Origin of the sequence: Pseudomonas sp. PS01270 (assembly GCF_029959775.1) — a bacterium.
Classification (GTDB): domain Bacteria; phylum Pseudomonadota; class Gammaproteobacteria; order Pseudomonadales; family Pseudomonadaceae; genus Aquipseudomonas; species Aquipseudomonas atacamensis.
The window spans coordinates 1-10,605 of sequence record NZ_JASCPT010000157.1 but is presented as its reverse complement, the minus strand read 5'-3'; the positions used below and the strand labels follow the sequence as shown (position 1 = coordinate 10,605).

Genomic DNA, 10,605 nt, shown 5'->3' with positions numbered 1-10,605 from the left:
GCGGTGAGCCAGATACATTAATGTTGCTGGCGCACCGCATTCGCGAGCAGGCTCGCTCCCAAAGGTTAGATGCTCGTCAGAGTCAGATCCCCTGCGGCATCTCTTCCCCACCCAACGCTTCAACCAGCGCCGGCAGGAAGTCGCCGAAGGTCAGCATCATCAGGGTGAAGCTGGCATCCAGTTGGCCCAGGGCTTCGTCGCCACCGTCCTGTTCCGCCTGATCCTGCAACAGATCCTCGAATTTCAGGCGCTTGACGGTCATCTTGTCGTCGAGCATGAACGACAGTTTGTCCTGCCAGGCCAGCGACAGCTGAGTGACGACTTTGCCGGTGCTCAGGTGCAGCTGGATTTCTTCGCTGGTCAGGTCCTGACGCTTGCAACGGACGATGCCGCCGTCTTCGTGGGTGTCGCGCAGTTCGCACTCGTCCAGCACATAGAAATCGTCGGCGGCTTTCTGCGTGGTGACCCAGTCGGTCATCACCGCAGTCGGTGCCATTTTCACGGTGAGCGGACGCACGGGCAGGGTGCCGATCACTTCGCGCAGGGTCGACAGCAGGTCTTCGGCGCGTTTCGGGCTGGCCGAGTTGACCAGGATCAGGCCCTGTTTCGGCGCGATCGCGGCAAAGGTCGAGGAACGACGAATGAACGCGCGCGGCAGGAACGCTTGGATGATTTCATCCTTGATCTGGTCGCGTTCCTTCTTATAGACCTTGCGCATCTGCTCGGCTTCGATCTCCTCGACCTTTTCCTTGACCGCGTCACGCACAACGCTGCCCGGCAGAATACGTTCTTCCTTGCGCGCAGAGATCAGCAGGAAATCGCCGCTGACGTGTACCAGCGGCGCATCTTCGCCCTTGCCGAACGGTGCAACGAAACCGTAAGTGGTCAGCTCCTGGCTTGCACACGGCCGCGCCAGTTTGGTCGCCAGTGCAGTTTCCAGCGCCTCGGCATCGACAGGCAGGTCTTGGGTCAGGCGATAGATCAGCAGGTTCTTGAACCACATGGGGCGAGTCACTCCTTTATACAAAGGGGGGCATTATTGTCTTCGCCGGGGCATAGGCCAACCCTTCTCTAAGCCTTTGGAAGGCCTCGGAAAATTATTTAAAAAAGTGCTTGCCAGAGGTGGGGGTGCTCCGTAGAATGCGCGCCACACCGAAGCGAAGGGTGATTAGCTCAGCTGGGAGAGCGTCTGCCTTACAAGCAGAATGTCGGCGGTTCGATCCCGTCATCACCCACCATTCGTTTCAAGTGTTTAGCGCAGCGGTAGTTCAGTCGGTTAGAATACCGGCCTGTCACGCCGGGGGTCGCGGGTTCGAGTCCCGTCCGCTGCGCCATATTCGGTAACCTGGACCACTGAACGCCAGGTCACCACGGAAAAACCCGCTGAGGCGGGTTTTTTTCTGTCTCAAGGTTGTACCCGCGGGATGTATCGTTTCACCGGTTTTCAGATTTTTTTGAAAAATATTCAATTAAATCAACACTTTACGAAAACTTGTGGCATAATGCGCCCCGTAACGAAGCGAAGGGTGATTAGCTCAGCTGGGAGAGCGTCTGCCTTACAAGCAGAATGTCGGCGGTTCGATCCCGTCATCACCCACCATTCGTTTCAAGTGTTTCGCGCAGCGGTAGTTCAGTCGGTTAGAATACCGGCCTGTCACGCCGGGGGTCGCGGGTTCGAGTCCCGTCCGCTGCGCCATATTCGGTATCTGGAACTGAACGCCAGACACCACAAAAAGCCCGCCTTGTGCGGGCTTTTTGCTGTCTGCGATTTATAAAATCGCCGCGCTACTGCGCCGCATTGCGGGCATGCCGATAATCGCTCACCGCCTCGTACACTGCCTTGCGCAAGCGATTGATCCCGCCAATCGGCCGATGCGCCTCGATGCCGAACCACGGGTTGAACGACAGGTTGTCGCATTGCAGATTCAGCGCCGGCGTGTCGAAGTCCTGCGCGGGCAGGGTGATCCGCGCCACGGTTTCAAACGGTGCATCCTGCTCACGCCACTCAATGCTCGTGTCCTCGATCGGCATGTATTTGTTCGCGTCCTGGCGCTGGATCTGCAAGGCAAAACACGCCGGCACCCGATCCGTCGACAACTGCTGATTCAGTGCGCTGCGCAGGAAATTCGGCAAGTCGTGATTCTGTTTGGGCAGCGTATACGCCGGGCAACGCTCCGGATCCGGCACGACGCGGAATTTCGCATTGGCCTCACCGAACTTGTAGGGCGATACCGAGAAATATGTGGTCTCAGTCGGACTGTCCGGCGGCGCTGACAGAGTGGCCAAGGCGATAAACAGATGGCGGACCTGCCAAGTGCGCGGATCCCATGTCGGAAAAAACGCCATGACCTTCTTGCCGTCTGCCTGCGCCGCCACATTCTGACGATACTCGGCGACATTGCTGACAAAGAAATTCGGATGGCTGAACATCACGAAATCCTGTTCATGCTGGTCCTGGCGATTGCCGAGCAGTTGCGTGCCAGGAACCTCAAGCAACTTGATTGCCATCCCGCGCGCGTCGCGAATGCTGTCGAATTGCGGATAGGCATTGCCGTTGGACAACCGGATCAGCGCCTGCCAGGTCTTGCCCGGCTCGCTGAACACCCCCTGTCGCAGCGATTGCGCCAGTTCCGGTAACACCTGCACTTGCGCCTTCACGCAGCCATGCGCCTTGGCGTGGGCATCGCGCAGATAACGCGTGGGTTCGCGGTGCTGGTCGACGATGCGCACTGCGGTTTGGATGACGTCCTGGGTCATCGCCGCTTCGCCTGCTGGAATCTGTTCCTGCGCCGACACCGGCCCGCGATGCTGCCAGGCAAACCATGCGGTGGCGATGGCCCAGCCGAGCAGGGCGATGACCAGCAGGATCAGCAGCGTCTTGCCAAGCAAACGCCCCAACCACAGCCAGAAGCGCGCGAGTGGCGGCAGTTCTTTTTTGAATGTCGGCATGATCATGGCAACTGCGCCTCCAGTGGTCCGCCCAGTACTTTCAGGTATTCGAGCAGCGCCCAGCGCTCCTCGGGTTGCAGGAGTCGGCCGATCACCCCGTTGCCGTGAGCGCCGGCGCGGAATTCGTGGCCGCTGTTGTGGTTGCCGCTGATGCGCGTGTCAAACAGAAAACCGTTGGTGAAAGGCTCGGTGCGATAGCCGAGGTGGCGCGGATCGTATTCGAGCGTGCCTTTATAGAAAGTAGTGGCGCGCTCATCCTGCGGTGACAGCAACTGATAGATGCTCGGCACCGAACCGTTGTGCAGAAACGGCGCAGTCGCCCACACGCCAGCCAGCGGTCGGGCCTTGTAAGCGACTTTCTCGCGCACGCCGATCGGCAGGCCGAAACCATCCATGCGCGGCTTTTCTTCCGGCGTGATCTGCGCGTCGCGATAGGCACGGTTTTCCACGAACGCGGTGACGTAAGCCAGGCCCTTGGCCACCGACAATTGGCTCAGATCAAGCGGCTCCTTGGGTTCGGGGTGCAGTTTGACGTCCATCTTTTTCAGCTCATTGACATCCCATTGCAGTGCGCTCAGGTCGAAACGGTGACTGGCAATGTTGTTGGCCGCATTCGGATCGGTGCCGATCACCTCCACGGGAATCATGTGCAAGTGCTGCACCCAGCGTTCGCTTTCCTGCGATTGGCGCGGGACATGGCAGCCGGCGCAGTTTTCCGCGAACAGCGCGCGGCCTCTGGCGGCCAGCGGCTTGTCGATCGCACCGAACAGATCTTCGGGCCAGGTTGGCGGCTTCAGCTGCTGCAAGGTTTCTTCGATGGCGTGCAGATCGCGCACGCGCACGCTGGAGGGGTAGCGCTCAGCGCCTTGCAGCGGCTGGCCATTGGCGTCGAAGAAATTCAGCGTGGCACCGACGCCGAGCGCCTCGCCGATGTTGCGCGCCATCGGCTGCTGGGCCGAGCCATTCCACTGCACCCAATCGAACGTCCACATGTCCCACAGCTGCGGGTAATCCACCGGGGCATCGGCCACGCGGTAGTTGGCGGGGGAAATCGCGTCGCCAAACGTAGCGTTGGCAATCCGGCCGAACGCGTCGGTGCGCCCCGGGCCTTCCTCGGTCGGGTACAGGCCGCGATGGGTGTCGTTCCACGCCACTTTGACGAAGGTGTTCAGCGAGGTCTTGAACTCGCTGCGCAATTGTTCGCGGCGCGCTTCGTAATCATCTCCGAGCACCTGGCGGGCGAAGCGCTCAAACTTCCATGGGTTGTAGTAAGTCGAGGCGAGACTGGCGACCAGGGCCTGTCCGAAACTGCCACCGCGCAAAGTAGGAACGCTGGAAGGCAACACGTGTTGCGCGGTGCCGCCATCAATGCGCACGGCCTGGCCTTTGAAGCGCAACTCGCCGGTGTGGCAAGCGGCGCAGGTGATGTCGAGATAATGCTCGGAGGCGTTGCCGGGATTCTGGTGCCGGGCAAAACCGACGGGGAGGTTGCCGGGATTGTTCGGGCTAGATTTCTGCTGCGGGTCGACCAGGAAGCCGAAACGGGCGAGATATTCAGGGGAGGCGAAGCGCTGCTCGGAGAAGGGCAATTCCAATGCCTGGAACCACTCGTAACGCAGGTCTTTGACTTGCGTACCTTGGGGCGTGAAGTAGTAGGTCTGCCGTTGCTCTTCGCTCCATTGATCCAGGTAACGTACCTGTTGCGGCGGGATGTAGAAGGGCAATTTCGGATTGGCGACGTAATAGACGATCACCGCGATGGCGATTACCGCCAGCACGATCACCAGACTGATAACGCGGAATAAGAGGCGCAAGTTGAACATCCTTGTCGAATTGTTGCGCTGTTATGCCTGAGCGGCGCTGGCTGGGCAAGTGGCCATTACGCCAGATACTGAGTCAGGAGCCGACGAGCCTTGTCGTCCGTGAATGACAGAAGCTTCATCCAGCCGTTGCCCAAATGCGTTTTAATCCCTGAACTTATCGGAAGATTCCTGCTCTCATGCCGGTAGCCATTGGTCGTGGCGGCCTGATAAGCTCGCGGCTTTACTCGATTGCCCATTCGGCGCATGAACAAGGAAATAGCATGAAACAGCATCGGTTGGCGGCGGCGGTAGCCCTGGTTAGCCTGGTACTCGCGGGTTGTGACTCGCAGACCAGCGTAGAGCTGAAAACCCCGGCGCAAAAAGCTTCCTACGGCATCGGCCTGAACATGGGCAAAAGCCTTGCCCAGGAAGGCATGGATGATCTGGACTCCAAAGCGGTAGCCCAGGGCATCGAAGATGCCGTTGGCAAGAAAGAACAGAAGCTGAAAGATGAAGAACTGGTCGAAGCCTTCGCCTCGCTGCAAAAGCGTGCTGAAGAGCGTATGGCCAAGATGAGTGAAGAGTCGGCAGCCGCCGGCAAGAAATTCCTCGAAGAAAACGGCAAGAAGGCCGGTGTCACCACCACCGCTTCGGGCCTGCAGTACGAAGTAGTGAAGAAAGCCGATGGCCCACAGCCTAAGCCGACCGACGTCGTCACTGTTCACTACACCGGCAAGCTGACCAACGGCACCGTGTTCGACAGCTCCGTAGAGCGCGGCAGCCCGATCGATCTGCCAGTCAGTGGCGTGATCCCGGGTTGGGTTGAAGGTCTGCAACTGATGCACGTTGGCGAGAAGTACAAACTGTACATCCCTAGCGATCTGGCTTACGGCGCTCAGTCGCCAAGCCCGGCAATCCCGGCCAACTCGGTTCTGGTTTTCGACCTGGAACTGCTGGCCATCAAGGATCCAGCCAAAGAAGACGCCGCTGCCAAGTAACACGCAACGGCTCGAAAACAACGCCTCGCTTATGCGGGGCGTTGTTGCATCTGCAGGTCAGGAAAGGTAAACAGAGCGAACTGACGCCGTTCAACACAGTCATAGCTTTGAGGCTGCCCGCGCTAGACGCCCTGAGCCGCCAAGTCAATGAAATATTGGGCTTTTTTATGTGAGTAAAAAACGCCCGATCTAAGCGCAGCCCTTATGAAACGGGGCTCTCAGCGCTGAAATGCAGCTCTGTTCACAAGGTTATCCACAATTTGTGTGGATAACATTTCAACGGGAAGAATAGATGAAAGCTCCGTGGAATTTCGCTCGATTCCTGCCGTTGGCCGGTCGCCTGCTGGCCCGTGGACGCTTGCCGACCCTGTTGTTTGCCGTGGCCAGCAAAGGCGCCGCGCAAGGCAATCGCCTGGGCAAACTCAAGGATGATCTGCGCTTGCTGCAGTCGCTGTGCCTGGCCTACTGGCGTGGCGAGTATCGCGCGATCAGTGCCAAGTCGCTGATTTCGGTGGTGGCGGGCCTGATGTATTTCCTCAGCCCGGTCGATGCCATTCCGGATTTCATTCCCATGTTCGGCATGCTCGATGACATCGCTGTCCTCGCCTGGCTGATGAAAACCCTCGATGACGAGCTCAACGCCTTCCGCCTGTGGCGCAAGCGCCAGCAACCCGAAAAGCTGGCCGTGGTTGAACGCCTCCCTGATACCCCTGAACAATTGCAGCTGCAAGGCCCGAAAAAGCCCTGACTGACCAAGACTGCCTACAGATAGATACCACTCGCGACCTTGGCCGCTGTTAGGATTACACTTCTAGGGAAAAGTGCCGACTCGCTAAGTGGTGTTGTCCTACGGGGTAGTCATGGATATTCAGATAATTGCACGCGATGGCGAACCCGAATACGCGGTTCTGCCGTGGGCTCAATATCAGGCTTTACTGAAAGCAGCAGGGATCAACGCAACACCGGTGCAGCAGCCAGCAGCGCCGCTCGCCGCCTCGCCGGAGCCGATTCTTCCGGGTCTGGATCAATTACGCAGTTTGCGCGAAGGGAAGGGCATCGCCATCGAGGCGCTGGCCCGCACGGTAGGCATCAGCCCGTCTTACCTGGCCATGATCGAAAGTGGTGAGCGTCAGCCCGACGCCGCGATTCGCCGCAGCCTGGCCTGGGAACTGACGGTGCCGGGTTGGAGGGACGAATCGTGAGCGTACGCATCAGCCGTCAACATTGGGACGGATTGCTGGGGGAACTGGACCAGGCGCGCCGTCAGCGCCATCTTCTGACCTATCGAGCCTTGCTTGAGCGTTTGCAGCTGCCGACACCGGCGATGCAGACACTGACGGCTGCGCTGGAGCATCTGGCCGCACTGGATGCCAAAGCCGAGCAGCCGTTGCGCAGTTCGCTGGTCATCAGTCAGGGCGCGAGTCGTTTGCCGCGTACCGGGTTCTTTGAATGTGTCGAGCGTCTGGGGCGCTTTTCCGGGCCGTCAGATGGCGTTGCGGCGGCGTCCTGGCATGCGTCGGAAGTAGTGCGCGTCTTCGAATACGAATACCCGGAATCGGCGGAGGCCTGAGTGTTTCTGCGCCTCAAGGCGCGGGCCGGTTACTGGCTGGCCCGCCGGCTGTTTCATTGGTCGTGGTTCGTTCGCCAGCCGCGTGGCTGGCGCTGGCTTGAAGGCCAGTTCGCGCGCATGGCCAACCTCGGCAATGTCGATGCTCAAGGCTTTTATGGGCACATTCTGACTTTTCGCGGCGTCGGGTTGGGCGCGCGTGAAGAAGGCGTGCGTTTACTGCGTCTGGCGGCGTTGGCCGGCGATGGTAAAGCCGCTTATCAAGTTGGCGTGATCAGCCTCGCCGGTACCCCGAGCAAGGCGCCGGATCCCGTTGAGGCCGCTCGTTGGTGGAGCATGGCCGCCAAGGCCGGGCATCCGTTGGCCGAGCTGAAGCTGCAACAGCTGAAGGCTGGTGATTCAACGCAGTAATTCCATGTATGTCTTCTAAGTAAACGCGGCGTGAGGTTTTCCTCACGCCGCGTTTACGTTTCTGCCTGCACGTTTTTCGCTTGATGCTGGATTGCAGATTAGTCCTACATCCTTTGCCTACTCGCCTGACTTCTTTCCTCTTTGATCCCCCGCACAGTTCCCGCGACTAATTTCTTGCGCGAGGGACCGCTCATGCTTCAGCCCGTTTTTCAGTCCACCTTGTTTGCTCGCGTGTGTTGATGGAAGCCATCGCGCGCATCGAGCAGGAACTCGACAGCTTTCCGCAAACGCTCAGCCTCTACCGCAAACAGCTTGATCACTGGCTCAGTCGCAGGGCGGACCAGATCAGCGAGGCAGCAGACCTGCCATCGCTGGTGGGTATGGAGCGGATCATCCGCTTCGGCGATAGCAGTACGTCGGTCAGCAGCAGCGACGACGAATTTTCCTCCAGCGTCGTCCAGTGCCCGCACGGCGGGCTGATGCAAATCGAGAGCAAGTTCGAATCGGTCTACGACATCCCGCTGGGCAACATTTCCGTCGATGTGGTCGACGTGGATAGCGGCAAAACCGCGCCGGTCACCCTTGATCAGCAGGGCAAGGGCGAGTTCAGAGGCGACGAGGGCAAGTTCTACCGCGTTCTGGTCCACAGCGCTGTCACCTCCAGTCAAGTCGACGAGCTGTTCGAATCCTATGACGGTTTGACCGGCGAACTTGAGCGCTGGCTGCGTAGCGAGTGGCAGGGTTTCAAGCCGCAGTGGTCACAGTCGGTGGCGACCGCAGCCAGCAACGGCATGCTCGCCGGCAGTTGGGCGGCCATCGAAGGGGTATGGGACAGCCTCGGTCTGCTCTCGGAAATCCTCCAGGACCCCGGCAAGTTTGCCGAGCGTCTAGGCAGCGGCGCGGCTGAGCTGATCGAGCTGGCACAGACCGCTCCGGATCTCATGGAAAAGCTGCAGTTGCTGGTCAGTGACGAAGCGGCGATGTGCTTGCTGCTACGGTCGGCGAGTCTGTGGCTGGACATGCTGCCGCCCAGCGAGGTTGCCGGCAAGTCTGCTGAAGTGGCGTCGATGATGATCGTGCAACTGATCATCGATGTGTTGATCAGCGTGGTGCTGACGTTTGTCGGAGCGGGGGCGGGGATCGCTTATCTGACGCTGCGTCTGGCTGACCGCGCAACGCAGCTGTTCAACGTCGCCAAGCGTCTGGTCAAGGCGCTGTTCAGCATCGTCAACGCCTTTATTGAATACGTTGACCGCTACAAAGCCGTTGCCGCGCGGGGCATCGCCGCCGGGGTGAAAAAGGGCCGGATGCAATTGCGCTGGGATGCCAAGCGCAACGCCATGTTGAAGAAAGACGAGCCACACGACGACGCGCCCGACCAAGCAAAGAACCCCAACGGCGATGCCGCCGATTGCGTGCCCAAAACCTGTACCAACGGCTGCCCGGTGTCGATGGTCACCGGCGAAGAACTGCTGACCCTGACCGACGCGGTGCTCGATGGCGTGCTGCCGTTCGAGTTCACCCGTTTGTACCGCAGCAGCGCGGTCGAGATCGACATAGGCCTGGGTTTCGGCTGGAGCCATACGCTGGCCCATCGCCTGTCCTTCGACGGCGATGGCGTGATCTGGATCGATCATGAGAACCGCCGCACTCGGTTTCCCCTGCCCAATGTCGCGCGCCCGGCGATTCACAACAGCCTGTCGCGGGCGGCGATCTTTCTCGGCGATGAGCCGGAAGAACTGATTCTGGCGTTGGCCGGCGACAGTGCGCGGTTTTACCATTTTCGCGCCGGCCGGCTGACCGCAATCAGCGATGTCTACGGTAATCGTCTGACCCTGCAACGCGATCGCTCCGACCGCATTCAGCGTCTGGACAACGGCGCCGGCCGCGCCCTGCTGTTGCGGTATGACCGCGCGCAACTGGTGGCAGTCGATTACCAAGTCTTTGTTCAGGGCGAGTGGACCACCGAACAAAACCTTGCCACCTACAGCTTCGATGCGCGGCAACGCCTGCTGGTCGCGACCAACGCGGTGGGCGACAGCGAACGCTACGACTACGACGATCACCACGTCATCCTCCAGCGCCAGCTAACCGGCGGCGCGAGCTTCTTCTGGGAGTGGCAGCGCGAGGGCAAAGCCGCCCGCTGCGTGCGCCATTGGGCGTCGTTCTCGCAGATGAACACCCGTTACGTCTGGAACGATGACGACGCCAGCGTGACCGTGCATTACGTCGACGGCACCGAAGAAGTCTACGTCCACGACGAGCGCGCGCGGCTGGTGCGTCAGGTCGCGGCCGATGGCGGCGAGCAGCTCAAGGCCTATGACCAGCAGGGGCGCTTGATCGCCGAGCAGGATGCGTTGGGCGCGGTTACCGAATACCGCTACGACGAAGTCGGACGGCTGATCGCGCTGATTCCGCCGGACGATGCACCAACGTCCTACGAGTACCGCAACGGTTTTCTCTACAAGCGTTGCCGAGGCGACGCGGTGTGGATCTATCGGCGCAACGCTGAAGGTGCCGTTACCGAAGCGGTCGATCCCGACGGCCAGGTCACCCATTACTACTACAACCTGCGCGGGCAATTGCTGTCGCTGCGTTATCCGGACAGCAGCCGCCACCGCTGGGTGTGGAACGAGCTCGGCCAGCTCATCGAAGAAACCCTGCCCGATGGTGGCGTGCGGCGTTTTTCCTACGATGCGCTGGGACGGCGGATTACCACCCAGGACGAATTTGGTGTTGTCAGCCGTCAGGAGTGGGACGCGGCCGGCCGACTGATCCTGACGACTTCTCCTACGGGCAGCACGCGCGCCTACAGCCACGGCGCCTACGGCCAGATCACCGCCGAACGCGATGAACTCGGGCGCATCACCCGTTACGA

The 10,605-nt window shown here is 60.0% G+C and carries 9 protein-coding genes and 4 tRNA genes; 10 read left to right on the top strand and 3 right to left on the bottom strand.

Annotation, left to right across the window (positions count from 1 at the left end):
- Positions 1-82: 82 nt before the first annotated feature.
- The gene (rdgC, locus tag QMX86_RS25425; RefSeq protein WP_042607627.1) at positions 83-1,003 is read right to left on the bottom strand and encodes a recombination-associated protein RdgC; all 921 of its coding nucleotides are present in this window, start codon (positions 1,001-1,003) and stop codon (positions 83-85) included.
- A gap of 159 nt (positions 1,004-1,162) precedes the next feature.
- On the opposite strand from rdgC, the gene QMX86_RS25420 reads away from it, so the two are divergent.
- The 4 genes from QMX86_RS25420 (at position 1,163) to QMX86_RS25405 (ending at position 1,696) form a co-directional block, all read left to right on the top strand.
- A tRNA-Val gene (locus QMX86_RS25420) sits at positions 1,163-1,238 on the top strand.
- Between the two features lie 19 nt (positions 1,239-1,257).
- A tRNA-Asp gene (locus QMX86_RS25415) sits at positions 1,258-1,334 on the top strand.
- Positions 1,335-1,524: 190 nt separating this feature from the next.
- Positions 1,525-1,600 (top strand) — tRNA-Val (locus QMX86_RS25410).
- 19 nt (positions 1,601-1,619) lie between these two features.
- Positions 1,620-1,696: transfer RNA gene (locus QMX86_RS25405), tRNA-Asp, on the top strand.
- An 89-nt stretch (positions 1,697-1,785) separates the two neighbouring features.
- Here the strand turns inward: QMX86_RS25405 and QMX86_RS25400 are convergent.
- Together QMX86_RS25400 and QMX86_RS25395 are read right to left on the bottom strand one after the other, a co-directional pair.
- A complete protein-coding gene (locus tag QMX86_RS25400; protein ID WP_282386872.1) occupies positions 1,786-2,955 on the bottom strand; it encodes a catalase family protein in 1,170 nt (389 codons plus the stop codon).
- Positions 2,952-4,763: a di-heme-cytochrome C peroxidase gene (locus QMX86_RS25395; protein ID WP_282386870.1), complete on the bottom strand. Its 1,812-nt coding sequence runs from the start codon at positions 4,761-4,763 to the stop codon at positions 2,952-2,954. The genes QMX86_RS25400 and QMX86_RS25395 overlap by 4 nt, the downstream gene beginning before the upstream one ends.
- A 269-nt stretch (positions 4,764-5,032) precedes the next feature.
- Here QMX86_RS25395 and QMX86_RS25390 point away from each other — a divergent pair, with 269 nt between their 5' ends.
- From QMX86_RS25390 to QMX86_RS25365, 6 genes are all read left to right on the top strand, one after another.
- Entirely contained in the window at positions 5,033-5,749 is a 717-nt protein-coding gene (locus QMX86_RS25390) for an FKBP-type peptidyl-prolyl cis-trans isomerase (protein ID WP_016773732.1), read from the top strand.
- A gap of 292 nt (positions 5,750-6,041) precedes the next feature.
- A complete protein-coding gene (locus QMX86_RS25385) occupies positions 6,042-6,497 on the top strand; it encodes a YkvA family protein (protein ID WP_016773733.1) in 456 nt (151 codons plus the stop codon).
- A 112-nt stretch (positions 6,498-6,609) separates the two neighbouring features.
- The gene (locus QMX86_RS25380) at positions 6,610-6,951 is read left to right on the top strand and encodes a helix-turn-helix transcriptional regulator (RefSeq protein ID WP_056783977.1); all 342 of its coding nucleotides are present in this window, start codon (positions 6,610-6,612) and stop codon (positions 6,949-6,951) included.
- Positions 6,948-7,319, top strand: coding sequence for a hypothetical protein (locus QMX86_RS25375; RefSeq protein ID WP_003223109.1), 372 nt, complete (start codon positions 6,948-6,950; stop codon positions 7,317-7,319). The genes QMX86_RS25380 and QMX86_RS25375 overlap by 4 nt, the downstream gene beginning before the upstream one ends.
- Positions 7,320-7,727, top strand: a complete 408-nt coding sequence (locus QMX86_RS25370) for a sel1 repeat family protein (RefSeq protein WP_282386866.1) — start codon at positions 7,320-7,322, stop codon at positions 7,725-7,727. It begins immediately after the preceding gene.
- Positions 7,728-7,966: 239 nt separating this feature from the next.
- The coding region (locus QMX86_RS25365; protein WP_282386865.1) for a DUF6531 domain-containing protein at positions 7,967-10,605 on the top strand (2,639 nt) is incomplete at its 3' end.